The following is a 25,681-nucleotide window of genomic DNA, read 5'->3' as shown; positions in this document are numbered from 1 at the left end:
CGCAGGTTCCGGCCCATGACCCAGCCCGATGCGCTGCACCTGCTCGAAGTGGGGGCCCGCAGTCATGACAGCCTCAGCGAACGCCTTGCCAGCCTGCATGCCCAGGTGCGCAGGATCGTGCCCGCCGTCGATCGGATTGCCTGCGCGCTCTACGAGACCGACGGCGACGAACTCGTCACGTTCGTGCACAGCACGCTGTCGGCCGAGCCTCTGCGGGCCTACCGGTTTCGCTTGTCCGACAGCCAGGCCTTGAGCGACCTGGTGGCGCGGCGCGGCGAGCGGGTCGTCGACGACATCCAGGTCGAGTTCGCCGACGTGCTGGCCGATCCGGGCCGCAGCCATGCGCACACACGCTGGCTGGTCGACCAGGGCTACCGCAGCTCCTACACGCTGCCGCTGTTCGACCACGAGCGCCTGATCGGCATGCTGTTCTTCGACGCCATGACGCCGGGCGCCTTCAGCCCGCTGGTGTGCGAGCGGCTGCGGCCTCATGCCAACCTGGTCGCGCTGCTGCTCAGCCAGGAGCTGACCACCATGCGCATGCTGGTGGGCTCGATCAAGCTGGCCCAGGCCTTTGCCAACCTGCGCGACATCGAGACCGGCAGCCACCTGAGCCGAATCTCGTCCTATGTCCGGCTGATGGCGCGCCGGCTGGCCGCCGAACGTGGCTGGGATGACGAGTTCATCGAGCACGTCTTCCTGTTCTCGCCGCTGCACGACATCGGCAAGGTCGGCGTGGCCGACGAGATCCTGCTCAAGCCCGGCCGGCTCGAACCGCACGAGTGGCGCGAGATGACCACCCACGTCGCCAAGGGCGAGCAGATCGTCGAGGAGATGGTCACCACCTTCGATCTCGAACACCTGCCCGGCGTGCAGGTGCTGCGCCAGATCGTGGCGGCGCACCACGAATGCCTCGATGGCAGCGGCTATCCGCGCGGTCTGAAGGGCCACGAGGTGCCCGACGCGGCCCGGCTCGTGGCCGTCGCCGACGTCTATGACGCGCTGCGCAGCGAGCGGCCCTACAAGCCGGCCTGGCCGGTCGAGACCACGCTGGCCGAGCTGCGCCGGCTGGCCAGCCGGGGTCGCCTCGATGCCGGCATCGTCGAGGCGCTGGTGTGCGACGTCGACGCCTTCGAGGCGCTGCGCCTGCGCTTCCATGATCCGGAGCCGACCGCGCCGGGCTGATCGGGCCGACCCGGCTGATGTGACGTCCCACGTCGACGCCTCGCCCTGCCCGGCCGCGACACTGTCGGCATGACCTGGGACCTTGCCTTCAAGCTGCTGGCGCTGTTCGCGATGATCGCGATCGGCTGGCTGGCCACCCGTCGCGGCATGCTCGGCGGCGCCGAGGGCCAGCGCGCCATGGCCGGCGCCGCCTTCGGCATCTTCGTGCCGGCGCTGCTGTTTCGCACCATGGCGGCGCTGGATCTGTCACAGCTGCCCGGCCAGCTGCTGCTGGCCTTCTTTGGCCCGCTGATGCTGTGGGCGCTGGCGGTCTGGGGGTGGGAGCGTCGGCGCGCCGACCGGCATGTCGATCCGGATGCCCACCCGGCCGATGCGGCCGTGCGCTCGGTCGCGCTCACCTTCGGCAACACGGTCCAGGTCGGCCTGCCCTTCGCGGCGGCGCTGTTCGGCCAAGCCGGCCTGCAAATCCATCTGGCCATCGTCGCGCTGCACGCGCTGGTCATCCTCAGCCTCATCACGGTGCTGGCCGAGATCGACCTGGCCCGCGCAGCGGCCCGGCAAGGCGAGGGCGCCGCGCTCGGGCCGATGTTGCTCGGCATCGTGCGCCAGAGCCTGTTGCACCCGGTGGTGCTGCCGGTGCTGCTGGGCATGGGCTGGCGCCTGACCGGCCTGACCCTGCATCCGGTGGCCGACCAGATGCTGCTGACGCTCGGACAGGCCGGCGTGCCGCTGTGCCTGATCCTGATCGGGGCCTCGCTGGCTCAGCATGGGCTGTCGCCCGATCCGCGCGCGCTGCTCGGGCGTGTGCTGCTCAAGCTGCTGTTGCTGCCGGCCGTGGTCGCCGCGGCGGGCTGGTGGCTGTTCGGGCTGCGCGGGTTGCCGTTGTCGGTGCTGGTGATGGCCGCCGCCCTGCCCATCGGCAGCAACGCGCTGCTGTTCGCGCAGCGCTACCGGACCCGGGAGGGCGAGGCCAGCGCGGTCATCGTCGTCTCCTCCGTGCTGTTCGCTTTCAGCGCACCGCTGTGGCTGGCTGTCCTGGCGTGGCTTTCCTGACGACGCTCCGGACTGTTCCTAGGTGGGACTAACCCTCGACGCGTGTCGAGTTATCCGTGAAATATCGCCATGCAAAAAGTAACACAAGGGTTAACCCTTCTGTTGTCAGTTTGTGTTGGCGGGACGTCAGGACTTGGTCAGTGGCTCCTTTGACAGTCCGCCCCAAGCGCCGCACCCGCGGTGTCTCAAGTTTCTTCCCAGGAGATTTCATGGCCAGCACCACCGCCAATGCACCGGCCGCCGCAACTCCGATGACCGCCGAGGAAAAGAAGGTGATCTTCGCCTCCTCGCTGGGCACGGTGTTCGAGTGGTACGACTTTTACCTGTACGGCTCGCTCGCAGCGATCATCGCCAAGCAGTTCTTCAGCGGCCTGGATCCGTCCGCCGCCTTCATTTTTGCGCTGCTCGCGTTTGCCGCCGGCTTCATCGTGCGCCCCTTCGGCGCGCTGGTGTTCGGTCGTCTCGGCGACATGATCGGCCGCAAGTACACCTTCCTGGTGACCATCCTGATCATGGGTCTGGCCACCTTCATCGTCGGTGTGCTGCCCAACTACGCGTCGATCGGCGTGGCCGCTCCGGTCATCCTGATCAGCTTGCGCATGCTGCAGGGCCTGGCCCTGGGTGGCGAGTACGGTGGTGCCGCGACCTACGTCGCTGAGCACGCGCCGCACGGCCGTCGCGGTGCCTACACCGCCTGGATCCAGACCACGGCCACGCTGGGTCTGTTCCTGTCGCTGATCGTCATCCTGTCGACCCGCACGATCCTGGGCGAAGAAGCCTTCGGTGACTGGGGCTGGCGTGTGCCGTTCATCGTCTCGATCCTGCTGCTCGCGATCTCCGTGTGGATCCGCCTGAGCATGAACGAGTCGCCCGCCTTCAAGAAGATGAAGGAAGAGGGCAAGACCTCCAAGGCCCCGCTGTCCGAGTCCTTCGGCCAGTGGAAGAACCTGAAGATCGTGCTGCTGGCCCTGTTCGGTCTTGTCGCCGGTCAGGCCGTGGTGTGGTACTCGGGCCAGTTCTACGCGCTGTTCTTCCTGACCAGCGTGCTGAAGGTCGACGGTTCCACCGCCAACCTGCTGGTCGCCGCCTCGCTGATCATCGGCACCCCGTTCTTTGTCATCTTCGGCACGCTGTCGGACAAGATCGGTCGCAAGCCCATCATCATGGCCGGCCTGCTGCTCGCTTGCCTGACCTACTTCCCGCTGTTCAAGGCGCTGACCGAAGCCGCCAACCCGGATCTGGCCAAGGCGCAAGCCACCGCCCAGGTCTCGGTCAAGGCTGACCCGGCCACCTGCTCCTTCCAGGGCAGCCCGATCGCCCGTGAAGTCGACTTCACGAACCCCTGCGACATCGCCAAGCGCGCCCTGGCGCAGAACTCGGCCTCCTACGTGAACGAAGCCGTGCCTGCTGGCACCGCGACGGTCATCAAGGTCGGCGAGAAGGAACTGGTCGTCCCGACCGGCGTGCTGACCGCCGGTGGCCACAAGTTCGACGACGAGTCGGGCAAGGCCATCGCCGCCTTCAAGAAGGACGTCGCTGCCGCCCTGAAGGAAGCCGGCTACCCGCCGAAGGCTGACCTGGCCAAGCTGGACAAGGTCAAGGTCGTCATCATCCTGTCGATCCTCGTGATCTACGTGACGATGGTCTACGGCCCGATCGCCGCCATGCTGGTCGAGATGTTCCCGACTCGCATCCGCTACACCTCGATGTCGCTGCCGTATCACATCGGCAACGGCTGGTTCGGCGGCCTGATGCCCACGATCGCCTTCGCGATGGTGGCCCAGAACGGCAACATGTATTACGGCCTCTGGTACCCGATCACGATCGCTGCAGTCACCCTGGTGATCGGCATGCTGTTCGTCAAGGAAACCAAGGACGTGGACATCTACGCTGGCGACTGATTCTTCAGTTCCCGGCTGATGGCGGCGGATGCTCCGGCATCCGCCCCTCGCACCCCAGGACGCCCGGCCTCGCGCCGGGCGTTGTCGTTTGCGGCGTCCCGATGAACCGGGTGCCGGTCTCCGGCCCGCTATCCCCACCCGGGCGCGGGTCGAGCAAGCGGTGTGTCAGCGTCCGCGTTGCATCATCGCGGCCGTGCGGCAGCGTCCGCCCCGAACACCGTTCTGCGCCCGCCTTCTCCTCCTCCGCCTCCCTCTTTCTCCCTCTCTCTCCAGCTCTCAAGGAACATCTGTCATGTGGAAGCTCGTCGTTGGTTTCATCCTGTTCGCAGCCCTCTCGCTGTACGTCCTCAGCACGGGCGGTGACATCGACATGAGCGGCGAGAAGCACGGCGTCGACACGCACGAGCCGGCGGCGTCCGCTGCCTCGGCCGCTGCGCCCGCTGCTTCCGAAGCCGCTCCGGCCGCGTCGGCCGCCTCCGGCTCCTGAGGCCTTGATGCCCTGACGCAGGACAGGCCGGCCCCGTTGCCGGCTGATCGACTGCCCCGATCGCCCCGTCTGCCTCGTGCACACGGGGCTTTCCTTTTGGTGGGTGCCACCGACAATCCGGGCCTGCCATGGCTGGACCGACCCTGAACCTCAACCTGCATCGCTTCCGTCCGCGTCTGGCCGAGGTCTGGCGTGGCTACGACCGCCGCCAGTTCGGCGCCGATGCGGCCGCCGGCCTGACGGTTGGCGTGGTGGCCTTGCCGCTGGCCATGGCGTTTGCGATTGCCTCGGGCGTCAAGCCCGAACAGGGCCTGATCACGGCCATCGTCGCGGGCTTCCTGATCTCCGCACTGGGCGGCTCTCAGGTCCAGATCGGCGGCCCGGCCGGGGCTTTCATCGTCATCGTCTACGGCATCGTCGAACGCTACGGGCTCGCCAACCTGTTGATCGCCACCATGCTGGCTGGCGTGCTGCTGCTGCTGATGGGCTGGTTCAAGCTTGGTGCGCTGGTGCGCTACATCCCGGTCAGCATCGTCATCGGCTTCACCAACGGCATCGCGGTGCTGATCGGGCTGTCGCAGGTCAAGGACCTGTTCGGCCTGCCGATCGACAAGCTGCCGGCCGACTTCCTGACCCAGCTGGGCATGCTCGCCGCCGCCCTGCCTCAGCTCGATCCGCTGGCGCTGCTGATCGGCCTGGCCAGCCTGGCGGTGGTGGCGCTGTGGCCCAAGTCCTACCGCATGGACATCGCGCCGGACCACTGGCGCGCCCGCATCAGCCGCGTCGCCGCGCATGTGCCGGGCACGCTGGTGGTGCTGGTCGGCGCGACCTTGGCGACGGCCTGGCTGCATCTGCCGGTCGAGACCATCGGCACGCGCTTCGGCGCCATCCCGCAGGCCCTGCCGCCGATCGCCTTGCCGGCGCTGAGCTGGGCCAGCGCCAAGCTCTTGCTGATCCCGACGGTGACGATCGCCCTGCTCGGCGCGATCGAGTCGCTGCTGTGTGCCCGGGTGGCCGACAACCTGGCCGATCACCCGCGCCACGACCCCAACCAGGAGCTGATGGCCCAGGGCGTTGCCAACCTGGTGACGCCGCTGTTCGGCGGCATCCCGGCCACCGGCACCATCGCCCGCACCGTCACCAATGTGCGGGCCGGCGCGCGCACGCCGGTTGCCGGCATGGTGCATGCGGGCGTCATCCTCGCCGTCATGTTGGTGGCCGCGCCGCTGGCGCAGCATGTGCCACTGGCGGCGCTGGCCGGCATCCTGCTGTTCGTGGCCTGGAACATGGGCGAGTGGCGTGCCTTTGCCCACCTGCGCCAGTTCAACCTGCCCTATCGCACGACGCTGCTGGGCACCTTCGTGCTGACGGTGGTGTTCGACCTGACGGTCGCCGTCGAGGTCGGCCTGCTGCTGGCCTGCGGCTTCTTCATCTGGCGCATGAGCCAGCTCTTCAGCGTCGATGCCGTCGACCTGCCCGGCATGCCCGGCATGCCCGCCACGACCCAGGTCCGTCGCCTGCAAGGTGCCTTGTTCTTCGGCGCGGTCGGCAAGGTCGAGGGCCTGGAGACCCAGCTGCCCGAAGGCACAACCCGCCTGGTGCTGGACCTGGACCGGCTGTTCTGGCTCGACACCTCCGGCGTCGACACGCTGCGCCAGCTGCACCGCCAGCTCGGCCGCGTCGGCATCGCGCTGGTGCTGGTCGCGCCGCAGGCCCAGGCCCGTTCGCTGATCCAGCGCTCCGGTCTCGCCACCGAACTCGGCCCGGCCGGGCTGGTCGACCGGCTGGACCCCGTGCCGACCGCAGACGAGGGACTTGCGGCTGGCACGGACAATCCGCTGCCCTGAACCCGTCCCGTCCGCCATGACCGATCCCGTCGACCGCCCGCTGACCGCCACTTCCCTGGTCCTCATCGACGACATCGACCGCCCCGAGCCGGTCCGCCGGGTCGTCGCCGAACTCGCCGCCCAATGCCATGGTCATCCGGTGCACTGGCTGAACGTGCCGGCCCGCACCGCGCAGGAGGCGGCTGACGCGCTGGGCGTCTCGCTCGGCCAGATCGCCAAGAGCGTCATCTTCCGGCGCCGCGCCGACGACGTCGCCGTGCTTGTCGTGACCGCTGGCGACCGGCGGGTCGACGAGGCCCGTGTGGTCGAACACGCCGGTCCGATCGGCCGCGCCGATGCGGCCTACATCAAGGCGCAGACCGGCTTCTCGATCGGCGGCGTCTCGCCGGTGGGCCACCTGAACAAGCCGCTGGTGCTGGTCGATGCGTCGCTGTCGCGCTTTCCGGTCATCTGGGCGGCGGCCGGTCATCCGTGCGCGGTGTTTCCGCTCAGCCCGGCCGAACTGGTCCGCCTGTGCGGCGGGGCGCCGGTGATCGATGTGGTCCAGGCGCCGGTGGACGCAGCCTGATGAGCGCCGTACCCGCGCCGGGTGGCGTCGCCAGCCCCTGCATCAACATCTGCCGGCTCGATGCGGCCAAGAGCCACTGCACCGGCTGCCTGCGCCGGCTCGACGAGATCGCGGGCTGGTCACGCATGAGCGACGCGCAAAAGCTCGCGGTGCATGCCGCCATCGCCGTGCGGCGCGAACAGGGCTTCGGCAGCCAGCCGCCGGCCGCGCCGGGGTCCTCAGGCGTCTAGCGGCGTCAGGCCGGGCGTGCCTCGGCGACGTCCTGCCGGTGCAGCCAGGCGCGGCCGAGCAGGAACTCCAACGTCGTCGCCAGGGCCATCAGGCACGAGCCCGTCGCCAGGATGACGACCGGGCTGGCGTCGTGCATGACCAGCCAGAAGCCGCCCAGCGAGATCATCCGGAACAGCCACAGGCCGGCCTCGCGCATCGCGATGCGGTCGGACAACTCGCCGTGGAAGTCCATCGCGCGCTGGTGCAGCACCTGCTCGCTGGCTTGCCAGAAGGGGCTGATGCCGGCCTGCATCAGCAGGTGCAGCACATAGAGCGCCGGCAGCCAGGCGCTGGCGCCCAGCATCAGGTGGGCGCCTGCCAGGCCCAGGGTTGACAGGGCCATGGTGCGGACCCGGTTGCCGGCATGGCGGCGGTGCCGCAGCGCCCACAGCCCGGCCGCGCCGGCCAGCGTCGCCAGCGTGGCGACCCAACCGTAGTGGCTGGCCTTGCCCAAGGCCTGCATCGCGCCGCTGGCGCTCATCACCGTGCCGACCGCGAACATCACCGACGACAGGCCGTAGAGCCGCATCGAGGCCCGCCAGCCCGCCTGTCGCACCAGCGCCCAGGGCTGATGCAGGCGCACCGGCGGCGTGTCGGGCAGTCGGTGCACAGTCGCCAACGCGCCGACCGAGGCCAGCGCGGCATAGCCCAGGTAGAGCCCGCGCGCGGTTTGCGGCCCGTCGCCGGCCCAGGTCAGCCACAGGCTGGACAGCGCCATCACCACCAGGCTGACGACCACCGAGGTCACGGTGACGTGGGCTGCATAGGTGTCGCGCCCGACGTCCTCGACCAGGCGCAGCTCGATCCAGTGCCTAGCGCCCCAGGCCACGCCGATGAAGCCGCCCACCGCCAGCGCCAACAGGCCCGGATGCCGATGCGCAAACGGCAGCACGCTTGCGGCCAGCAGCATTGCCGCCATGCCCATGCGCCGGCTGTCGACCCGCCACAGCGCCCCGCTGGCGTAGACCAGCACCAGCCCGGCCATCACCGCGCTCAGCATCAGCAGGGTGTAGACCACCGTCGCCTCGATGCCGCCTTCTGCATGCACCAGCACGGCCCCGAAACCCACCAGCGTGGACAGGCCGGCCTGCACGGCGATGTAGGGCAGCAGGCGGCGTTCGAGGGGGCTGAGTTGCATGGGGCGGAGTGTCGCTGCTGTGACGGGGCCGGAAGGATTGAGGACCTTCGCGCTGTGCTGCGTGCCAGCGTCTGGCGAGAGCTGCAGGCGCTGCAACTGGACTCGCCGCTTGTTTGCGCCAGCCCCGCGCTTTACCCCTCCACCCGCAACCACACCTCGAACACCGCGCCGGTCTGACCGTCGGTGCGGTGGCTGGCGCGCAGGTCGCCGCCGTAGCGTTCGACCAGGCTGCGGCTGATCCACAGGCCCAGGCCGGTGCCGTCCTTCTTGCGGGTCACGAAGGGCTGGAAGAGCTGGTCCATCAGCTCGGCGTCCAGGCCGCCGCCGGTGTCGGCGACCGAGAGCACGACGCCGTCGGCCGGCTGGCCTGGGGCGTCGTGCGGGTGGACGTCGCGGCTGGACAGCGTCAGCGTGCCGCCCTCGGGCATGGCGTGGATGGCGTTGACGATCAGGTTGATCAGCACCTGCTGCAGCTCGTTGCGGTTGAGCGCCGGACGGCCGCTCGCGCGCAGGTCGCGCTCGATGGCGATGCGGGTGCGGCCGAGCAGGTGGCCGGTCAGGACGAGGCAGTCCTCGACCACCGCGCGGGTGTCCAGCGGGGTGACGTAGCCGGCGTATTCGGACGGCCGGGCGAACTGCAGCAGCTGGGTGACGATCAGGCGCATGCGCTCGATCTGGGCGTCGATCAGGCGCAGTTCCTCGTCGGCGTCGCGGGCCACGTCGGCCGGCAACTGGCTGCGCAGCAAATCGAGATTGCCCTGAATCACCGCGATCGGGTTGTTGACCTCGTGGGCGATGCTGGCGGTGAGCTGGCCGACGGCGGCGAGCTTCTCGCTGCGCAGCAACTGCTTCTGGGTCGTGGCCAGTGCGTGGTTGCTGGCCTCCAGCGCGGCGGTGCGCTGGGCCACCTTGGCGTCCAGCTCGGCGTTCAGGCCTTCGAGGGCGCGGGTCTTGTCGGCGATCAGGTCCAGCAGCGCATCGAGGTGGCGGGCCAGCCGGCCCAGCTCGTCGGTGCTGTCGACCACGCCGACGCGGGCCTCGGCCGCTCCGGACTCGATGCGTCGCAGCGTCGCCTCCATCTGCTCGACCGGCCGGAAGATGGTGCCGGCCCAGCGCAGCGAGACGACCGCCGCCACCACCATCACGGCGAAGAAGATGACGCCGATGCCGGCCAGCATGCCGTATTTGAGCCAGATGAACGGCCGTTCCAGGTAGCCGACGTAGAGCATGCCGATGCGCCGCCCGCCGCCGTCGGCGATCGGCTGGTAGGCCGACACATACCAGTCGTTGACGACGAAGGCGCGGTCCAGCCAGGTCGAGCCGCGCACCAGCACCGCGTCATGCACGGCCTTCGAGACCCGCGTGCCGATGGCACGTTCGTCCTGCGCCGGGCCGAACAGGCGGACGTTGGTGCTCACCCGCACATCGTCGAGGAACAGCGTGGTGGTGCCGCGGCTGCCGAAGGGCAGCGAACCTTCCGGGTAGACGATGGCGTTGATGTGGTCGATCAGCGCCAGGTTGCGGTTGAGCAGCCGGCCGGCCTGAACGTGGCCCAGCAGGCGGCCGTCCGGCGCGCGCACCGGGTGGCTGGCCAGCATGACCATGGCGCGCTCGACCCGGCGGGTCGGGTCCGGCGCGGCATCGCGGGTGGGCAACACATCGACGCCGACCCGGTCGCCCAGCCGTGGGGCCAGCGCGGCGAACGCTTGCGCGTCCAGCACCTCGATGTGGCTGCGGGCTTGCGGCGCGTCGCGGTCGACGAGCGGACGGGCCGGGCTGTCGGCCGGTTCGGGCTGCAGGTTGCGTCCCTGGTCGGTCAGCAGCAACTGGCCATCGGCATCGCGCAGGTTGACGAAGTCCAGCGACTGGTCCTTGCGCACCTGGCGCAGCAGCGCGGCGAGCCGGTCGTCGCGCGGGCCGGCCAGGCTCAGGTGCAGCGCGTGCGAGCCGGCGACCGCCCCGGCGCTGGCGGCCAGTTCGACCTGCACGCGCTCGAAGTAGCCCTGGGCAACGGCCAGATCGGCGCGGATCTTGGTGATCAGCATCCGGTCGAAAGCGACATCGCCCCACCAGAGCAGCAGCACGCCCAGCAGCGGCAGCACGCCGGCCAGCGGCAGCAGCACCAGCGCCAGCAGCTTGGTGCGGATCGAGCGGCGCAGCGCGGCCTGCCAGCGGCGGGGCATCACGGACCTGTCAGTGGCCGTCGATCGGGCTGGCGGGCAGGGAGCCATCGGCGGCCCATTCGGCCACCCGCCGTTCGAGGGTGCGGCGCGAGATGCCCAGGCGCTGCGCGGCCTCGGTCTTGTCGCCGCCGACCGACTCCAGCACCGCCAGGATGTGGCGCTTCTCCAGCGTGTGCAGGTCCAGCGGCGCCGGTTCGGTGGACGCCGAGGCGGTCCCGGCGACCGGCTCGCTGCGGCGCAGCGCCGGCTTGGGCAGGCTCTGGTAGAGCGCGCTGACGTTGAGCGCGCCCACGATCAGCGAGCGTTCGAGCAGGTTGCGCAGCTCGCGCACGTTGCCGGGCCAGTCGTACTGCTGCAGGAAGCGCATCTCGTCGGCCGTGACCTCGATCGGCGCAACCCCCAGGCGCGGCGCCAGCGTGTCGATGAAGTGGGCGACCAGGTCGGGGATGTCCTCCTTGTGCGCACGCAGCGGCGGCAGGCGCAGCTCGACCACCTGCAGGCGGTAGTAGAGGTCGGCACGGAAGCGGCCGTCCCTCACATCGTCGGCCAGCGGCCGGTTGGTGGCCGCGACGATGCGCACGTCCACCGGCACGCTGCGCTCGCTGCCGGGCGCGCGCACGCGGCGGTCCTCCAGCACCCGCAGCAGCGTGCCCTGCAGGGCGGCCGGCAGCTCGCCGACCTCGTCGAGGAAGAGCGTGCCGCCGTGCGCCATCACGAACAGGCCTTCGCGACCGGGGCCCTGACCGCCGTGGCCGAACAGCTCGGCCTCCAGCTGGGCCGGCGCGGTGGTGGCGCAGTTGACCGGCACGAAGGGTGCGGCGGCGTGGGCGCTCAGGCGGTGCAGGGCCAGCGCGGCGAGTTCTTTGCCGGTGCCGGATTCGCCCGTCAGCAGCACCGTCGAATCAACCGTCGCGACCCGCCGCAGCGCCGCTTGCAGGCCCTTGATCACGATGGACTGTCCGACCAGCCCGTCCGCCGGCGGCGTGCGTTGCGTCAGGTTGCGGCGCAGCACCCAGTTCTCGCGCCGCAGCTGGGCGCGTTCCAGGCCATGCCGCACGGCGCCCAGCACCTGGGTCAGGCGGAAGGGCTTGAGCAGCATGTCGCCGGCACCGGCGCGCAGCGCCTCGATGGCGGTCTCGAGGTCGGCGAAGGCGGTGATCAGCACCACCTCGGCGGTGATGCCTTGGGCGCGCATGTCCTTGAGCAGGTCGATGCCGTTGCGGCCGGGCAGGGCGATGTCGAGCAGGACCAGGTCGTAACGGTGGCTGCGCAGCAGTTGCTCGGCCTCCTCGGCCGAGCCGGCGCCCATGACCTCGCGCACCCGAGGGGCCAGCGCCTTTTCCAGGAAGTGGCGCATGCCGGGCTCGTCGTCGACCACCAGGATGCTGGCGCGCGGCCAGTGGTCGGGCATCGTCGCCGCATGGGTGACGGCCTCGGCGGCGACCTGTCGGGCGGCCGCTTCCTGGGGCGAGCGGGAGGGGTCGTCAAGGTCAGCGGGGAGCATGCAGGTCAGCCAGTGTGTTGAGGTTGTCGAAGGCGGTGACGTCGTCGAAGCGGACGATCGCCACGCGGCGACTGCCGGCCCAGCGCATCACGCGCCGTTCGCCGTCGCGCAGCGCGTCGGCCAGCGGCAGGGCCAGTTCGCGGCGCAGCAGGCAGAAGACCGGCTGGGGACGCAGGGTCGGCGCCCCCGGGTCGGACGTCGCGGTGTCGGATGTCGCGGTGTCGGGCGTGGCCGCGACGGCCAGCTCGGCATCTTCGGCCAGCAGCGCGGCGGCCAGGCGTGCGGCCAGGTCAAGCGGGAAGGCGGGCGTGTCGCACGGCACCGTCAGCAGCCAGGGCGTGCGGACCTGCTGCAGGCCGGTCAGCCAGCCGGCCAGCGGACCGGGGCGGGGCGGCACGCCATCGGGCAAGGCATCGGCCCAGACCGGCCAGCCCCAGGCGCGATAGTCGTCCAGGTGGCGGTTGGCATTGATCGCCAGCGTGCCGACTTGCGGTGCCAGCCGTTCGGCCGCATGGCGCGCCAGCGCCTTGCCCGCGAGCGCCTGCAGGCCCTTGTCCAGCCCGCCCATGCGCCGGCCTTCACCGCCGGCCAGCACCAGGCCGGTGATCCTTTGAGTGATCGACGGGATCGGGTCCGGGGAGTCCATGGCCGGGCAGGATAGCGGCGCGACCGGGGCGCGCCGGATGCCGGGCCAGCCGGGCAGTCGCCAGGGCGACAAGGTCTCGCCGGACGGCGCTCTGAGACAATCCGCGCCCCCGAGCCGCTGGTGCCCTTGCGCCCCGGCGGCTTGTGCTTTTCAACGCCTTTGCGCCACCCGCGAGCCCGCGCCGGTGGCGTCATCCCACCGGGCCATGTCGAGGAACACCATGTACAAAAACCTCCCGGGCGCACGCCGTGCGCTCCTCTCTTGCGTCTGGTCCTGCACGTTGAGCGCTGCGGTTCTGGCGCTGTCGGGCACCCCAGCGGTGGCCGCCGATGCGCTGCCGATCAAGGTCGCCTTCGTCTACGTCAGCCCGGTCGGCAGTGCCGGCTGGACCTACCAGCACAACATGGGCCGGCTGGACATGGAACGCCGGCTCGGCGCGGCGGTGCAGACCACCTACGTCGAAAACGTTGCCGAAGGACCGGACTCGGAACGGGTCATGCGCGACCTTGCCGCGCAGGGCTACCAGCTGATCTTCGCGACCAGCTTCGGCTACCTGGAGCCGGCGCTGCGGGTGGCGCAGGACTACCCGCAGGTCCGCTTCGAGCACATGGGCGGCTACAAGACCGCGCCCAACCTCAACGTCTACAACGCCCGCTTCCACGAGGGCCGCTGGCTGGCCGGCTACATGGCCGGCAAGATGAGCCGCACGGGTGTCAGCGGCTACGTCGCCGGCTTCCCGATCCCGGAGGTTGTCCAGGGCATCAACGCCTACACGCTGGGCATGCGCGCGGCCAACCCGAAGGCGCAGGTCAAGGTCAGCTGGCTCAACACCTGGTTCGACCCGGCCCGCGAGCGCGAGGCCGCGCTGGCCCTGATCGCCCAGGGTGCCGACACGCTGACCCACCACAGCGGCTCGACCGCCATCCCGCAACTGGCCGAGGAGAAGGGCGTGATGCTGCTGGGCTACCAGAGCGACATGAGCCACATCGCGCCGACCGCGCAGCTGACCAGCGTCACGCACGTCTGGGGCGAGCGCTATGCCAAGGTCGCCAGCGATGTGCGTGCCGGCCGCTGGAAGCCGCAGCCCTACTCGGGCGGCCTGCGCGACGGCGTCATCAAGCTGGCGCCCTTCAACAAGAAAGTCCCGGCCGACGTCGCCCACCAGGTGCGCGAGCGTGAACGGGCCATCGCGATGGGCAAGCTGCAGCCCTTCTCGGGCCGCATCGTCGACCAGTCTGGCCGCGTCCGTCAGGCCAGCGGCACGATGAAGGAAGAGGCGCTCGCCAAGATGGACTTTCTGGTCGACGGCGTGGTGGGCGGCATCGCCAGCAAGCCCTGACGCCGGCCGGCGACGACGACCGGTTTGACGGCGAACAAATCCGCTGCGATCCGACGCCCTGCTGCTGGTTGATCCGGAGTCCGCCGACCGCCGCTCGGGTTTACGGTCTGCCGTCAGGAGTACCTGCATGAACGACGCCAGCCTGCTCGAGGACGCGATCGCACCGCGTCCGACCGATCTGTCCCTGATCGAAGCCATGATCTGGACCGAACTGGACCGCGCGGTGCACCACCGGGCCGCGGCCGGTCGGCCGGCCCACCCGTGGCGCCGTGCCGCCCTTGCCAATGTCGGCGAGGACGGCCCGGAGGTGCGCAGCATCGTGCTGCGCGACCTCCAGGTCGACCGCCGCGAGCTGGTCTTCTATGCCGACGCGCGGTCGCCCAAGGTGGCTCAGCTGCGGGCCGATCCGCGCGGGCAGATCCTGTGCTGGAGCGAGCCGCTGGGCTGGCAGCTGCGGCTGCGTTGCCGCGTCGACGTCGCCACCGACGGGCTGGACGTGACCGCGCGCTGGGCGCTGATCCGGCACCGGCCTGCCGCCCACGACTACCTCTCGCCCCTCGCACCCGGCTCGCCGCTGGAGGCATCGGCGGCCCCGCTGGCGCCCGAGCGTGTGCGCGAGTCCTTTGCGGTGCTGACCGCCACGGTTGAGGCGATCGACTGGCTGGAGCTGCATGCGCAAGGCCACCGGCGCGCCCGTTTTGCGCGCGGCGAGTTGCCACAGTGGCTGGTGCCGTGACGGGCTGAACGTCCGACAAGGCCGTTGGCATCGGATGGACCGGCGGGGCCGGTGACAATTCGTCACGTCGAACCTTCCCGTCCACCGACTTCAGCCCCGCGCCCTCCGGCGCCGCCCCGATCGTGCCCTCGTCCAGCTCTCCCGTCGCCGCCCCCATCCTCCCCAACCCCGTCGCGCTGAAGCTGGCCCATGCCGGACTGGCGCCCTTTGTGCTCGGCGCCCTGCTGACGATGCTGATCCCGGCCGACCTGCACGAGGGCGCGGTGCTGGACTTTGTCTTCCACGGCCTGATGGCCTATGCCGCGCTGATCGTGTCCTTCCTGGGCGGCATCCACTGGGGCCTGGGCATGCGGTCGAGCGTGCCGTCGCCGGTGCCCTTTGCCTGGGGCGTCATGCCTTCGCTGGCGGCCTGGTTTGCGATGCTGCTGCCGGCCCACGCCGGGCTGATCATCGCGGGGCTGTCGCTGGTCGCCTGCTACCTGGTCGACCGCCGCAGCTACCCTGCGCACGGTCTGGGCGCGTGGCTGACGCTGCGCTTCCGGCTGACCCTGGTCGCCAGCCTGAGTTGTTTCCTGGCGGCCGCGAGCTACTGAGGCCCAAATGGTCCGCTACCACGTCGAACTGGCCGATCTGCATGCCCACCACTACCGCGTCACGCTGACGCTGGCGCAGCCCGCGCCGCGCCAGCGGCTGACCTTGCCGGTGTGGATTCCCGGCAGCTACCTGGTGCGCGAGTTCTCGCGCCACCTGAGTGGTCTGGAGGCACGACAGGGCCGCGAGGCCCGGCCGCTGCGCCAGATCGACAAGTGCAGCTGGGAGATCGACTGCAGCGGCCGGGCTGCACTGACGGTCACTTGGCTCGTGTACGCCTTCGACGCCTCGGTGCGCACAGCCTGGCTGGACACGCAACGCGGCTTCTTCAACGGCACCAGCCTGTTCCTGAGCGCCGCCGGCCGCGAGGACGAGGAACACGTTGTCACGCTGGGCGATCTGCCCGAGGGCTGGCAGGTCTCGACCGGCCTGGACGGCACGCCCAAGAAGGGCTACGCCGCACCCAGCTATGACGCGCTGATCGACCATCCCTTCGAGCTGGGCCCGTTCTGGATCGGCCGCTTCGAGGCCTGCGGCGTGCCGCACGAGTTCGTCGTCGCCGGTGCGGCGCCGGGCTTCGACGGCGAGCGGCTGCTGGCCGACACGCAGCGCATCTGCGAGGCCGAGATCCGCTTCTGGCACGGCGACCAGCCGCCGCCGTTCACACGCTACGTGTTCCAGCTGGCCCTGGTCGACGACGGCTACGGCGGCCTGGAGCACCGCAACAGCACCGCGCTGATCGCCGGCCGGCGCGACCTGCCGCGCCGCGGCCAGTCGGCCAGCGAGATGAGCGAGGGCTATGTGACCCTGCTCGGGCTGATCAGCCACGAGTACTTCCACACCTGGAACGTCAAGCGCCTGAAGCCGGCCGAGTTCCTGCCCTACGACCTGGGCCGCGAGAACCACACCGAGCTGCTGTGGTTCTTCGAGGGCTTCACCAGCTACTACGACGACCTGTTCTTGCTGCGCACCGGCCTGATCGACCAGGCCCGCTACCTCAAGCTGCTGGCCAAAACGATCAACCAGGTCCTGGCCACCCCCGGCCGGCAGGTGCAGAGCGTCGCCGAGGCCTCGTTCGACGCCTGGCTGAAGTACTACCGCCCGGACGAGAACAGCGCCAACGCGACCGTCAGCTACTACACCAAGGGCGCGCTGGTGGCGCTGACGCTGGACCTGCGCCTGCGTGGCGAGGGCCGGGGCTCGCTCGACGAGGTCATGCGCTGTCTCTGGCAGACCAGCGGCGCGGCCGCCGGCCACGACGGACCGGTCACGCACGATGACATCGCCGCCGCGCTGCAGGCGGTCGGCCGGCGGCGCGACCCGCAGGCCTGGGCCGCCGAACTGGAGGCGCTGGTGCGCGGCACCGACGAGCTGCCGCTGGCCAGCCTGCTGGCCGACGTGCTGGGCTACGCCTGGCGCCACGAACCGCCGACCGTTGCCCAGCGCCTGGGCGCCCGGGTGGCCGACGGCAGCCTCAAGGTCCAGGCGGTGCAACGCGGCAGCGCGGCCGAACGTGCCGGCCTGGCCGCCGGGGACGAGCTGCTGGCGCTCAACGGCTGGCGACTGGCGCGGCTGGACGACCTGCTGCTCTACGGCGGGCTCGACCAGGCCCAGCCGCTGCTGGTCGCGCGCGATCGCCGCGTGCTGACACTGACGCTGCCGGCCTCGCGTCCGGCCGGCCTGGTGGCGCTGTCGCCGCAGGACAAGGCCACCGCCGTGACACTGCGCCGCCGCAGCGCCTGGGCCGCGCCGAGCGGCGGATGAAGCCTGCCTGGCGTCGCCTGACGCCGGCATGGGCGGTCGCGCTGCTGCTGGCGCTGGCCGGCCATGTCTGGTTGGTGGACACGTTGCGGGACGCCTTGCAGTCGCCCAGCCTGATGGCACCGGCGATCCAGCGCACGGCGGTCCGCTTCGACCGCGTGCTGGCGCCGGCCGCGCCGGTGCAGGTGCAGGCTGCCCCGCCCCACGTCGCGCCGCGCCGTGTCGCGTCCCGATCGGAAGCGCCAAAAGCGCCGGCTCCATCGGCGTCTTCGGCGGCCGATGCCAACCCGGACATGGTCGCCGCTGAACAGGCGGCCAGCGCCGCTGTCGAACCACGTCGAGCGGAGGCCGAACTCGCCGCTTCGGCGGCGGCGTCTGCCGTGGCGGCTGCCGCGAGCGCCGAACAGGCCGCTGCCGCGGCCCGGGCGGCGTCGGAAATGGCAGCACAGGCGACGGCATCAGCGGCAGCTTCTGCGTCGGTGTCGTCGTCTGCGTCTGCCTCCACCGCCGACCGCCCCGGCTTGCCCGAGTTCACCTGGCCCGCGTCCACCCGCCTGAGCTACCGCCTGACCGGCTGGTACCGAGGCGAGGTCCATGGCCAGGCCGAGGTCGAGTGGCTGCGGGTCGACGCGCAACGCTACCAGGTCCATCTGAGCGTGACGGTCGGCCCGTCCTTCGCGCCGCTGATGACCCGGCGCATGAGCAGCGAAGGCCGCATCACGCCCGACGGGCTGGCGCCGCAGCGCTACGAGCAGCTCACGACGCAGATCATCGGCCGCGACCGCCAGCTGACGATGGCCTTCGGGCCGGCCGGCATCCGGCTGGCGCGCGGCGAGTCGGTGCCCTTTCAGGCCGACGTGCAGGACACCGCCAGCCAGTTCATCCAGATCATCTACCTGCTGCGCACCCGGCCCGAGCTGGCGCAGAAGGGCCAGGCCATGGCCTTCGCGCTGGCCCTGCCCAACCGGGTCGATCCCTGGGTCTACGAGGTCGCCGAACAGGTGGTCGAACAAACGCCGGTCGGCCCGCTCGAGACCCTGCACGTCAAGCCACGCCGCCGCGCCGAGGGCGGCAACCTGACCGCGCAGATGTGGTACGCCCCGGCGCTGCAGATGCTGCCGGTGCGCATCCGCATCGAGCAGGATGCGCAGACGTGGGTGGACTTGCGCTTGGAGAAGGCGCCGGAGCAAGGGGGTTGATGGAGCCCCTCGGTCGGCGGGTACGCCGACCGATCCCCCAAGGGGATGCGCAGGCCGCTTGGGGCGGCCCGGCGCTGGCCTGCGGGGTGCGACAGCTTCGTCGGCGGGTGTGCCGACCGATCCCCCGGGGGGATGCGCAGGCCTCTTGGGGCGGCCCGGCGCTGGCCTGCGGGGCGCGACAGCTTGCCGTGAGGGCCCGTCGCTATAGTCTTCTGCTTCAAGCCGCACCCCAGGAGACCCGTCCCCCATGAGCACCCCGACCTACGAGAACATCCTCGTCGAGACCCGCCCCGGCGCCGGCGAGATGCGCTACGGCTGGATCACGCTGAACCGGCCCAAGGCGCTCAATGCGCTGAACGATCCGCTGATGGACGAGCTTGGCGCCGCGCTGCTGGCGCTGGATGCCGACGACAGCGTCGCCTGCATCGTGCTGACCGGCAGCGAGAAGGCCTTCGCGGCCGGCGCCGACATCGCGCTGATGCACCCCTTCGACTTCCCCAACGCCTACCGCAAGGGCCTGATCTCGCGCAACTGGGACACCCTGCGCCAGGTCCGCAAGCCCGTCATCGCGGCGGTCGCCGGCTTTGCGCTGGGCGGCGGCTGCGAGGTCGCGATGGCCTGTGACCTGATCATCGCGGCCGACACCGCGAAGTTCGGCCAGCCCGAGATCAAGCTGGGGATCATTCCTGGTGCCGGCGGCACGCAGCGCCTGCCGCGTGCGGTTGGCAAGAGCAAGGCCATGGATCTGGCCCTGACCGGCCGCATGATGGACGCCACCGAGGCTGAGCGCGCCGGGCTGGTCTCGCGTGTGGTGCCCGCCGCAGCACTGCATGCCGAGGCCGACAAGATCGGCCAGACGCTGTCGGGCTACTCGACGCTGGCGCTGATGGCGGTCAAGGAGAGCGTCAACCGCGCCTACGAGTCGCCGCTGTCCGAGGGCCTGCTGTTCGAGCGCCGGCTGTTCCACGCGCTGTTCTCCAGCGCCGACCAGAAGGAGGGCATGGGCGCCTTCCTCGAGAAGCGTCCGCCGACCTTCACGCACCGCTGATGCAGCCGGGTCCGGCGTCCGGACCCACCATCAACAACGCCCCGCATGCGGGGCGTTGTCGTTGAGGCGGGCGGTCCGCTCAGGACTTCGCTGCGGCCAGGATGCGGCGCTCGACCTCGGCGGCCGGGATCGCGCCTGGTGCGCGGGTGCCGTCCTCGAACACGATGGCCGGCGTGCCGGTGACCTTGAACTTGCGCGCCAGGGCGCTGTTGCGCTCGATCGCGGCGGTGTCGCAGCCCGCGCCCATGGACTTCGGCGCCCGCACGCCGTCGACCATCCAGGCGCGCCAGGCGGCGGTGTTGTCCTTGGCGCACCAGAGGTCGCGCGACTTGTCCGGCGAGTCGCCGCCGAGGATGGGGATCACGAAGGTGTAGACAGTCACGTCCTTGACGTTGAGCAGGTCCTTTTCCAGCTTCTTGCAATAGCCGCAGTTCGGGTCGGCAAACACGACGATCTTGCGGCTGCCCTTGCCGTTCTTCCAGACGATCGCGTCCTTCAGCGGCAGGCTGGCGAAGTCGATCGCGGTCAGCTTGGCGACACGTTCTTCGGTCAGGTTGCGGCGGGTCGCCGTCTCGATGATCTCGCCCTGGATCAGGTAGGCGCCCTTGGCATCGGTGTAGACGACGTCGGTGCCCAGGCGGACCTCGAACAGACCCGGCATCGGCGCGGCGCGGACCTCGTCGATGGCCGGCAGGGTCGGGTAGCGCTCGGCGAGGTTCTTGCGGATGACCGCTTCATCGGCGCGGGCGGCGCCCGACAGCGCCGCGCAGAGCGACAGGGCGAGGGCGGCAAGGGCGCGCAGCTTCATGGGGTGTTCCGGTCAGATCAAGAAAACGAAGATGGTAGTGGCGCCCCCGCGTCCGCGTTGCCGCCAGGGTGTGACGGGTGGCGCAGACCGGCTGCCCGCCGCGCCCGGGCGGGCCACCGTTCAGGCGTCCAGCGCGCGCGCGGTCAACCAGCGCTTGACCGGGCCGAGCCGGTCGACCGCCGACATGCCGGCGTTGCGCAGGCTGCGCAGCGGCGCGTCAGGGGCCGCGAACAGGTGCAGCAGACCATCGGTCAGCGTGCCCATCGCGCGGGTCGGCGCCTGCCGCTGCCGCACATAGCGGCGCAAGGTGCGCTCGTCGCCAGCCGCACGCCAGGGCGTGTCGGCGCGGGCGGCAACCAGCACGTCGACCAGGGCGCGCACGTCGCCCAGACCGAGGTTCAGGCCTTGTCCGGCCAGCGGATGCACGGCATGCGCCGCGTCACCCAGCAGCACCCAGCCGGGGCCACACCAGCGCCGCGCCTGCGCCAGCATCAAGGGCCAGGCGACACGCGGGCCGGCCAGCCGCAAGGTGCCGGCCGCGCCGCCGCTGGCCTCGTTCAGGGCCGCCTCGAAACCGGCATCGTCGAGCGCCAGGCGCTCGGCCACCATCGCGTCCGGCAGCGACCAGACCAGCGCGTAAGAGCGCGTCGGCTCCGGCCGGTCAAAGGGCAGCAAGGCCAGGATGTCCGGGCTGCGGAACCACTGCCGCGCCACGCCCTGGTGGGGCACGTCGGCAACCAGCCGGGCGGCGATGGCCTGGTGGCCGTAGCCGTGCTTGTGCCAGTCGGCGCCGAGGATGTCGCGGGTCGCCGAGTCACGGCCTTCGCAGACCGCCAGCAGCGGACGGGTCGGGTCGAAGGCCGCGCCCGCGTGGGTCGGTTGCACCCGCGCGTCGTCCGCCTTCAGCCGCTGCACATGCGGCGCGAAATGCAGCGCCTGCGCCAGGGCCTCGTCCAGCGCGGCCGCATCGACGATCCAGGCCAGCGCATCGACCGACTGGGTCCAGGCGCTGAAGCCAAGCCGGCCGCCGTCGTCGCCGCGCACATCCATCGTGTCGACGGCGGTGATCGCGTGGGCGGGCAAGGCGTCCCAGACCCGCAACTCGCGCAACAGCCCCATCGATGCGGCATTCAGGGCATAGGCCCGCACATCCGGTTCGCGACGCGGTGTGTGGCCATTGGCGGTTTCTGCCGGTCCTGCCGGTCCCGCCAATCCCGCCAATCCAACCTGCCAGCCCTGCCGGCTGAGCGCCAGCGCCAGACAGGAACCGACCGCGCCCTGGCCGCGGATGCACACGTCGAGGGGTCGGGAAGCCGTGCTGTTCATGGCGCCGGATTGTAGGGAGCACCCCCCGCGCGACCGGTCGGGCGCCGGGCTCGCCACAATCGCGAAAGGCCGGCACTTGCGCTGGATCAGCCCACGGCAACCGAACGGGAAGGCCCATGAACACGAACGAATCCCACGCAGGCGCGGACCACGACGACAACGACAACGACAACGACAACGACAACGACAACGACGACGGCAGCAGCGCCGCCCGCATCGCCAGCCTGCACGCGCACCCGCTGAAGTCCGGCGCGGTCGTCAACCTCGATGCCGTCCTGTTGACGACGACCGGTTTCGAGCACGACCGCCGCTGGATGCTGGTCGACCCGCAGGGCGACTTCCACAGCCAGCGTGAACACCCCCGCATGGCCCTGCTGCGCGCCGTCGTCGACGGTGGCCGGCTGCATGTGCAGGCGCCGGGCTGCGCGCCGCTGTCGGTGCCGATCGAGCCGCCGGTGGCGCGTCCGGTGCGGGTCGATGTCTGGGGCGACCGCTTCGAGGCCCTCGCGGTCGACCCGGCCGCCGATCGCTGGTTCAGCGACTTCCTCGGCGAGCCGGCCCGCCTGGTCGTCACCCACCCCGCCATGCACCGCCCGTCTAGCCGCGCGCGAACCGGCGACATCGAGGCCCTCAACGGCTTTGCCGACGGCTACCCGATCCTGGTGATCTCGACCGCCTCGCTGGCCGACCTCAACCGCCGCCTGGCCGACCAGAACCTGCCGCCGGTGGAGATGGCCCGCTTCCGTCCCAACCTCGTGCTTGATGGCCTGGACGCGCACGCCGAAGACAACCTCGACGAGTTGCACATCAGCACCGACGACGGCCCTGTCGTGCTGCGACTGGTCAAGCCCTGCCCGCGCTGCCCCATGCCCGACGTCGATCCCGCCACGGGTGTGCGCGGCGTCGAACCCGGCCTGACGCTGATGGGCTACCGCGCCGACCCGCGCCTGGACGGCGCCATCACCTTCGGCATGAACGCGGTGATCGTCGACGGCATCGGCCGCACGCTGCGGGTGGGTCAGGGGGTTCGGGGCACGGTGAGGTTCTGACGGCGCGATTGGTACCGGCACCCGCACCACCACGGCCATGCACAGGCTGCTGCGCCCGCTTCCAGATCCGGCTGGCGCAGACGCGCTGAGCCTGCCCGTTTCCACGCCCGTCGTTTCTCTTCTCCGCTTGTGCTTCTCTTTCTCACCTCATGCGACCTGGGTGCTGGGCGGCGCGCGCTGACCGTCAGCGGTCCCTGAGCAGCACGTCTTCCAGCACCTCCGCCAGATGGCTGGCCGCCAGATCGATCTGCTGGACCAGCACGGCGTCCCAGCGTTGCGCGTAGGCCCCATCGATCTTGTGCGCGGGCGGGTAGTAGCCGTCGGCGCGGGCGATGCGGCAGGACGCTTCGGCCCAGTCGGCGGGGGATGAGCCGGGGGCAGGCTTTCGGGCCTGCTTCAGCACGTCGCGGCGCAGGGCTGGCGTGCCGCCGGGGCGGGACTCGATCAGGCCGGAGTCCCACAGCGCGTGCAGGTTCGAGCCCTGCGTGCCCCAGCGGATCTGAAAGGTGTTGCCGCCACGGTCATCGGCGCGGCCGGCGTGCAGCGGCTGGTGCAGGTCGGCCACCAGGTGGACGACGTAGCGCAACGCTTGCGCCCGTTCGTCGTCGTCCTGATGGAGCGCCAGCACCGCCAGCTGGCGGTTGACCGCTTCGACCGCGCACTGGCCCTTCATGCAGTGCTCGGCCGGCTTGTACTCGCAGCGGTCAGGCGGCAGGTTGACGTAGTGCCAGCGGGCGGTCGTCGCGGTGCGGAACTCGTCGGCCCAGGTCGCGACCTCGGCCAGCCGGCTCGCACCGCGCAGCGCCAGCAAGCGGCGAGCCTCGGCATGGGCGGCGGGACTCAGGCGCGACTGCGCCAGGTCGGCGATCAGTTCATGGCCGGTGTGGCCCCAGGCCAGGGCGATGCCAGGCAGGGCGAGCGAGGTCAGCAGCAGGCCGATCGCTGCCAGGTGAGGTGAGTGCTTCATCGCGCCAGTGTCGCCAGACTCGGCCGCAGCCGTCGGCGCGCAGGTGTGCAAAACCTACAATCCGCGCTTCTCCGTCGCCCGCTCGGGCGATGCCGACCCGAACCTCCCGAGATCCCGACATGAGCCTCAAGTGCGGCATCGTGGGCCTGCCCAACGTGGGCAAGTCCACCCTCTTCAATGCGCTGACCAAGGCCGGCATCGCCGCCGAGAACTACCCCTTCTGCACCATCGAGCCCAACGTCGGCGTGGTCGAAGTGCCCGATCCGCGGCTGGGCAAGCTGGCCGAGATCATCTCGCCCGAGCGCATCGTCCCGGCCATCGTCGAGTTCGTCGACATCGCCGGTCTGGTGGCCGGTGCCAGCAAAGGCGAAGGCCTGGGCAACCAGTTCCTCAGCCACATCCGCGAGACCGACGCGATCGTCAATGTGGTGCGCTGCTTCGAGGACGACAACGTCATCCACGTGGCCGGCCGGGTCGACCCGATCGCCGACATCGAGGTGATCCAGACCGAGCTGTGCCTGGCCGACCTGGGCACCGTCGAAAAGAGCCTGCACCGCTACAACAAGGCCGCCCGCTCGGGCAACGACAAGGAAGCCGCCGCGCTGGTCAAGGTGCTGGAGAAGTGCCAGGCCGCGCTGGACGAGGCCCGCCCGGTTCGCTCGATCGACTTCAGCAAGGAAGAGCTGGTCATCGTCAAGCCGCTGTGCCTGATCACCGCCAAGCCGGCGATGTTCGTCGGCAACGTCTCCGAGACCGGCTTCGAGAACAACCCGCTGCTCGACCGCCTGAAGGCCTACGCGGCCGCCCAGGGCGCGCCGGTGGTGGCGATCTGCGCCAAGACCGAGTCCGAGCTGTCCGAGATGGAGGACGAGGACCGCGCCATGTTCCTCGCCGAGATGGGCCAGGACGAGCCGGGCCTGAACCGCCTGATCCGCGCCGCCTTCAAGCTGCTGGGCCTGCAGACCTACTTCACCGCTGGCGTGAAGGAAGTGCGCGCCTGGACCATCCACATCGGCGACACCGCGCCCAACGCGGCAGGCGTGATCCACACCGACTTCGAACGTGGCTTCATCCGCGCCCAGACCATCGCCTACGAGGACTTCATCGCCTTCAAGGGCGAACAGGGCGCCAAGGACGCCGGCAAGATGCGCGCCGAAGGCAAGGAATACGTCGTCAAGGACGGCGACGTGATGAACTTCCTGTTCAACGTCTGAGGCCAGCGCGGCACCGACCATGGCCACGAAGAAGATCACCCGCATCGAAGTCCAGCGCTGGAAATCGGCCAGCAACACGCACGGCCTGGTGGACATCGGCTTCGACGGCCTGTTCATCCAGCAATTCCCGCCCGATGACCGCGAGCCCATGCACGTCCTCAGCATGAGCGAGGCCGACGCCCGCCTGCTGTTCGTGCTGCTCAAGTCGCAGCTGGCGGAGTTCGACGGCCGCAAGGCGCGCAGCCAGCGCTGAGGGGCCCGGAGGGCGGGGGGCGGTTCACCCCACCCGATAGGTCTGCAGATGGATGCTCGTCTCGGTCGCGCCGATGCCCTTGATCAGGCGGACACGTTCGAGCACCGCCGCGAGTTCCTGCAGGTTGGCGGCGCGCAGTTCGGCCAGCAGGTCCCAGCGGCCGTTGGTGTCGTGCAGGGCGGTCACGCCGGGTTCGCCCAGCAGCGTGGCGATCACGGCGCGGGTCTGGTTGCCTTCGACGGCGATGCTGGTCCAGGCGCTGATCTGGGTGGTCTCGACATCGGGCTTGAGCCGCACCGTGTAGCCGACGATCACGCCAGCGTCTTCCAGCCGGGCGATGCGGTTGCTGACGGTGCCGCGCGAGACGCCCAGCCGGTGCGCCAGGTTGGCGATGCTCTCGCGGGCGTTCGCGCGCAGCAGGCCGATGAGCTGCAGGTCGACGGTGTCCATGGCAGTCCCCTTTTGTGCAGATTGTCAGCAGGCGCTGCCGTTTTGCCAAAGGCCTGACGAAAACGCAGCGTTCTGCCGGCTGGCGGCTGGCGCGCCTCGCTCAAAGAATCGTCTTCATTCGTCGGACCCAGACGCCGACCCGACCTTGGAGACACGCC

24 protein-coding genes are annotated in these 25,681 nt (G+C 70.4%); 16 read left to right on the top strand and 8 right to left on the bottom strand.

Annotation, left to right across the window (positions count from 1 at the left end):
- Nucleotides 1-15 precede the first annotated feature (15 nt).
- From EV685_RS09430 to EV685_RS09400, 7 genes are all read left to right on the top strand, one after another.
- Entirely contained in the window at nucleotides 16-1,185 is a 1,170-nt protein-coding gene (locus tag EV685_RS09430; protein WP_130481781.1) for an HD-GYP domain-containing protein, read from the top strand.
- A gap of 69 nt (nucleotides 1,186-1,254) precedes the next feature.
- Nucleotides 1,255-2,238 carry an AEC family transporter gene (locus EV685_RS09425; RefSeq protein ID WP_130481780.1) on the top strand — a complete coding sequence of 328 codons (984 nt, stop codon included), beginning with the start codon at nucleotides 1,255-1,257 and terminating at the stop codon, nucleotides 2,236-2,238.
- A 209-nt stretch (nucleotides 2,239-2,447) separates the two neighbouring features.
- Nucleotides 2,448-4,139: an MFS transporter gene (locus EV685_RS09420; RefSeq protein ID WP_130481779.1), complete on the top strand. Its 1,692-nt coding sequence runs from the start codon at nucleotides 2,448-2,450 to the stop codon at nucleotides 4,137-4,139.
- A 292-nt stretch (nucleotides 4,140-4,431) separates the two neighbouring features.
- On the top strand, nucleotides 4,432-4,626 hold the full coding sequence (locus tag EV685_RS09415) for a hypothetical protein (protein WP_130481778.1): 195 nt from the start codon (nucleotides 4,432-4,434) through the stop codon (nucleotides 4,624-4,626).
- 128 nt (nucleotides 4,627-4,754) lie between these two features.
- The gene (locus tag EV685_RS09410; protein WP_130481777.1) at nucleotides 4,755-6,473 is read left to right on the top strand and encodes a SulP family inorganic anion transporter; all 1,719 of its coding nucleotides are present in this window, start codon (nucleotides 4,755-4,757) and stop codon (nucleotides 6,471-6,473) included.
- A gap of 16 nt (nucleotides 6,474-6,489) precedes the next feature.
- Complete coding sequence (locus EV685_RS09405) at nucleotides 6,490-7,041, top strand: YbaK/EbsC family protein (protein WP_130481776.1); 552 nt, start codon at nucleotides 6,490-6,492, stop codon at nucleotides 7,039-7,041.
- The gene (locus tag EV685_RS09400) at nucleotides 7,041-7,271 is read left to right on the top strand and encodes a DUF1289 domain-containing protein (RefSeq protein ID WP_130481775.1); all 231 of its coding nucleotides are present in this window, start codon (nucleotides 7,041-7,043) and stop codon (nucleotides 7,269-7,271) included. The genes EV685_RS09405 and EV685_RS09400 overlap by 1 nt, the downstream gene beginning before the upstream one ends.
- A gap of 5 nt (nucleotides 7,272-7,276) precedes the next feature.
- On the opposite strand, the gene EV685_RS09395 is transcribed toward EV685_RS09400, so the two are convergent.
- The 4 genes from EV685_RS09395 to mobA form a co-directional block, all read right to left on the bottom strand.
- Nucleotides 7,277-8,449 carry a hypothetical protein gene (locus EV685_RS09395; protein WP_130481774.1) on the bottom strand — a complete coding sequence of 391 codons (1,173 nt, stop codon included), beginning with the start codon at nucleotides 8,447-8,449 and terminating at the stop codon, nucleotides 7,277-7,279.
- 131 nt (nucleotides 8,450-8,580) lie between these two features.
- On the bottom strand, nucleotides 8,581-10,632 hold the full coding sequence (locus EV685_RS09390) for a sensor histidine kinase (protein WP_130481773.1): 2,052 nt from the start codon (nucleotides 10,630-10,632) through the stop codon (nucleotides 8,581-8,583).
- Between the two features lie 10 nt (nucleotides 10,633-10,642).
- On the bottom strand, nucleotides 10,643-12,136 hold the full coding sequence (locus EV685_RS09385) for a sigma-54-dependent transcriptional regulator (protein ID WP_338054444.1): 1,494 nt from the start codon (nucleotides 12,134-12,136) through the stop codon (nucleotides 10,643-10,645).
- The gene (mobA, locus tag EV685_RS09380; protein ID WP_130481772.1) at nucleotides 12,123-12,782 is read right to left on the bottom strand and encodes a molybdenum cofactor guanylyltransferase MobA; all 660 of its coding nucleotides are present in this window, start codon (nucleotides 12,780-12,782) and stop codon (nucleotides 12,123-12,125) included. The genes EV685_RS09385 and mobA overlap by 14 nt, the downstream gene beginning before the upstream one ends.
- 280 nt (nucleotides 12,783-13,062) lie before the next feature.
- On the opposite strand from mobA, the gene EV685_RS09375 reads away from it, so the two are divergent.
- The 6 genes from EV685_RS09375 (at nucleotide 13,063) to EV685_RS09350 (ending at nucleotide 19,456) form a co-directional block, all read left to right on the top strand.
- On the top strand, nucleotides 13,063-14,121 hold the full coding sequence (locus EV685_RS09375; RefSeq protein ID WP_242615514.1) for a BMP family ABC transporter substrate-binding protein: 1,059 nt from the start codon (nucleotides 13,063-13,065) through the stop codon (nucleotides 14,119-14,121).
- Between the two features lie 127 nt (nucleotides 14,122-14,248).
- Nucleotides 14,249-14,857: a PNPOx family protein gene (locus EV685_RS09370; RefSeq protein ID WP_130481770.1), complete on the top strand. Its 609-nt coding sequence runs from the start codon at nucleotides 14,249-14,251 to the stop codon at nucleotides 14,855-14,857.
- A 122-nt stretch (nucleotides 14,858-14,979) separates the two neighbouring features.
- On the top strand, nucleotides 14,980-15,450 hold the full coding sequence (locus tag EV685_RS09365; protein ID WP_242615513.1) for a DUF3429 domain-containing protein: 471 nt from the start codon (nucleotides 14,980-14,982) through the stop codon (nucleotides 15,448-15,450).
- A gap of 7 nt (nucleotides 15,451-15,457) precedes the next feature.
- Entirely contained in the window at nucleotides 15,458-17,212 is a 1,755-nt protein-coding gene (locus tag EV685_RS09360) for a M61 family metallopeptidase (protein ID WP_130481768.1), read from the top strand.
- Nucleotides 17,209-18,408 carry a DUF3108 domain-containing protein gene (locus EV685_RS09355; protein ID WP_130481767.1) on the top strand — a complete coding sequence of 400 codons (1,200 nt, stop codon included), beginning with the start codon at nucleotides 17,209-17,211 and terminating at the stop codon, nucleotides 18,406-18,408. Before EV685_RS09360 ends, EV685_RS09355 begins: the two co-directional genes overlap by 4 nt.
- A 247-nt stretch (nucleotides 18,409-18,655) precedes the next feature.
- Nucleotides 18,656-19,456, top strand: coding sequence for an enoyl-CoA hydratase (locus EV685_RS09350; RefSeq protein WP_130481766.1), 801 nt, complete (start codon nucleotides 18,656-18,658; stop codon nucleotides 19,454-19,456).
- A gap of 79 nt (nucleotides 19,457-19,535) precedes the next feature.
- Here EV685_RS09350 and EV685_RS09345 read toward each other — a convergent pair whose 3' ends face one another.
- A complete protein-coding gene (locus EV685_RS09345; protein WP_130481765.1) occupies nucleotides 19,536-20,264 on the bottom strand; it encodes a DsbC family protein in 729 nt (242 codons plus the stop codon).
- Nucleotides 20,265-20,384: 120 nt separating this feature from the next.
- The gene (locus tag EV685_RS09340) at nucleotides 20,385-21,590 is read right to left on the bottom strand and encodes an FAD-dependent monooxygenase (protein ID WP_130481764.1); all 1,206 of its coding nucleotides are present in this window, start codon (nucleotides 21,588-21,590) and stop codon (nucleotides 20,385-20,387) included.
- A 116-nt stretch (nucleotides 21,591-21,706) separates the two neighbouring features.
- Here EV685_RS09340 and EV685_RS09335 point away from each other — a divergent pair, with 116 nt between their 5' ends.
- Nucleotides 21,707-22,639 carry an MOSC domain-containing protein gene (locus EV685_RS09335; protein ID WP_130481763.1) on the top strand — a complete coding sequence of 311 codons (933 nt, stop codon included), beginning with the start codon at nucleotides 21,707-21,709 and terminating at the stop codon, nucleotides 22,637-22,639.
- 184 nt (nucleotides 22,640-22,823) lie between these two features.
- Here EV685_RS09335 and EV685_RS09330 read toward each other — a convergent pair whose 3' ends face one another.
- Nucleotides 22,824-23,606, bottom strand: coding sequence for a S1/P1 nuclease (locus EV685_RS09330; protein WP_130481762.1), 783 nt, complete (start codon nucleotides 23,604-23,606; stop codon nucleotides 22,824-22,826).
- A gap of 119 nt (nucleotides 23,607-23,725) precedes the next feature.
- On the opposite strand from EV685_RS09330, the gene ychF reads away from it, so the two are divergent.
- Nucleotides 23,726-24,820, top strand: coding sequence for a redox-regulated ATPase YchF (ychF, locus tag EV685_RS09325; protein ID WP_130481761.1), 1,095 nt, complete (start codon nucleotides 23,726-23,728; stop codon nucleotides 24,818-24,820).
- Between the two features lie 19 nt (nucleotides 24,821-24,839).
- Nucleotides 24,840-25,073, top strand: coding sequence for a hypothetical protein (locus tag EV685_RS09320; protein ID WP_130481760.1), 234 nt, complete (start codon nucleotides 24,840-24,842; stop codon nucleotides 25,071-25,073).
- Between the two features lie 24 nt (nucleotides 25,074-25,097).
- On the opposite strand, the gene EV685_RS09315 is transcribed toward EV685_RS09320, so the two are convergent.
- Nucleotides 25,098-25,523 carry an Lrp/AsnC family transcriptional regulator gene (locus EV685_RS09315; RefSeq protein WP_130481759.1) on the bottom strand — a complete coding sequence of 142 codons (426 nt, stop codon included), beginning with the start codon at nucleotides 25,521-25,523 and terminating at the stop codon, nucleotides 25,098-25,100.
- Nucleotides 25,524-25,681: the final 158 nt, after the last annotated feature.

It is taken from the genome of Sphaerotilus mobilis (assembly GCF_004216565.1).
Classification (GTDB): Bacteria; Pseudomonadota; Gammaproteobacteria; order Burkholderiales; family Burkholderiaceae_C; genus Sphaerotilus; species Sphaerotilus mobilis.
Note: the sequence above shows the minus strand (reverse complement) of the source record. Positions and strands in the feature narration are given on the sequence as shown.

Coding starts and splice junctions, on each gene's coding strand:
- EV685_RS09320 (WP_130481760.1), top strand. CDS start 24,840: ATGGCCACGAAGAAGATCACCCGCATCGAAGTCCAGCGCTGGAAATCG.
- EV685_RS09330 (WP_130481762.1), bottom strand. CDS start 23,606: ATGAAGCACTCACCTCACCTGGCAGCGATCGGCCTGCTGCTGACCTCG.
- EV685_RS09360 (WP_130481768.1), top strand. CDS start 15,458: ATGGTCCGCTACCACGTCGAACTGGCCGATCTGCATGCCCACCACTAC.
- EV685_RS09345 (WP_130481765.1), bottom strand. CDS start 20,264: ATGAAGCTGCGCGCCCTTGCCGCCCTCGCCCTGTCGCTCTGCGCGGCG.
- EV685_RS09335 (WP_130481763.1), top strand. CDS start 21,707: ATGAACACGAACGAATCCCACGCAGGCGCGGACCACGACGACAACGAC.
- EV685_RS09390 (WP_130481773.1), bottom strand. CDS start 10,632: ATGCCCCGCCGCTGGCAGGCCGCGCTGCGCCGCTCGATCCGCACCAAG.
- EV685_RS09355 (WP_130481767.1), top strand. CDS start 17,209: ATGAAGCCTGCCTGGCGTCGCCTGACGCCGGCATGGGCGGTCGCGCTG.
- EV685_RS09415 (WP_130481778.1), top strand. CDS start 4,432: ATGTGGAAGCTCGTCGTTGGTTTCATCCTGTTCGCAGCCCTCTCGCTG.
- EV685_RS09370 (WP_130481770.1), top strand. CDS start 14,249: ATGAACGACGCCAGCCTGCTCGAGGACGCGATCGCACCGCGTCCGACC.
- ychF (WP_130481761.1), top strand. CDS start 23,726: ATGAGCCTCAAGTGCGGCATCGTGGGCCTGCCCAACGTGGGCAAGTCC.
- EV685_RS09405 (WP_130481776.1), top strand. CDS start 6,490: ATGACCGATCCCGTCGACCGCCCGCTGACCGCCACTTCCCTGGTCCTC.
- EV685_RS09420 (WP_130481779.1), top strand. CDS start 2,448: ATGGCCAGCACCACCGCCAATGCACCGGCCGCCGCAACTCCGATGACC.
- EV685_RS09350 (WP_130481766.1), top strand. CDS start 18,656: ATGAGCACCCCGACCTACGAGAACATCCTCGTCGAGACCCGCCCCGGC.
- EV685_RS09410 (WP_130481777.1), top strand. CDS start 4,755: ATGGCTGGACCGACCCTGAACCTCAACCTGCATCGCTTCCGTCCGCGT.
- EV685_RS09400 (WP_130481775.1), top strand. CDS start 7,041: ATGAGCGCCGTACCCGCGCCGGGTGGCGTCGCCAGCCCCTGCATCAAC.
- EV685_RS09340 (WP_130481764.1), bottom strand. CDS start 21,590: ATGAACAGCACGGCTTCCCGACCCCTCGACGTGTGCATCCGCGGCCAG.
- EV685_RS09315 (WP_130481759.1), bottom strand. CDS start 25,523: ATGGACACCGTCGACCTGCAGCTCATCGGCCTGCTGCGCGCGAACGCC.
- EV685_RS09425 (WP_130481780.1), top strand. CDS start 1,255: ATGACCTGGGACCTTGCCTTCAAGCTGCTGGCGCTGTTCGCGATGATC.
- EV685_RS09395 (WP_130481774.1), bottom strand. CDS start 8,449: ATGCAACTCAGCCCCCTCGAACGCCGCCTGCTGCCCTACATCGCCGTG.
- mobA (WP_130481772.1), bottom strand. CDS start 12,782: ATGGACTCCCCGGACCCGATCCCGTCGATCACTCAAAGGATCACCGGC.
- EV685_RS09385 (WP_338054444.1), bottom strand. CDS start 12,136: ATGCTCCCCGCTGACCTTGACGACCCCTCCCGCTCGCCCCAGGAAGCG.
- EV685_RS09430 (WP_130481781.1), top strand. CDS start 16: ATGACCCAGCCCGATGCGCTGCACCTGCTCGAAGTGGGGGCCCGCAGT.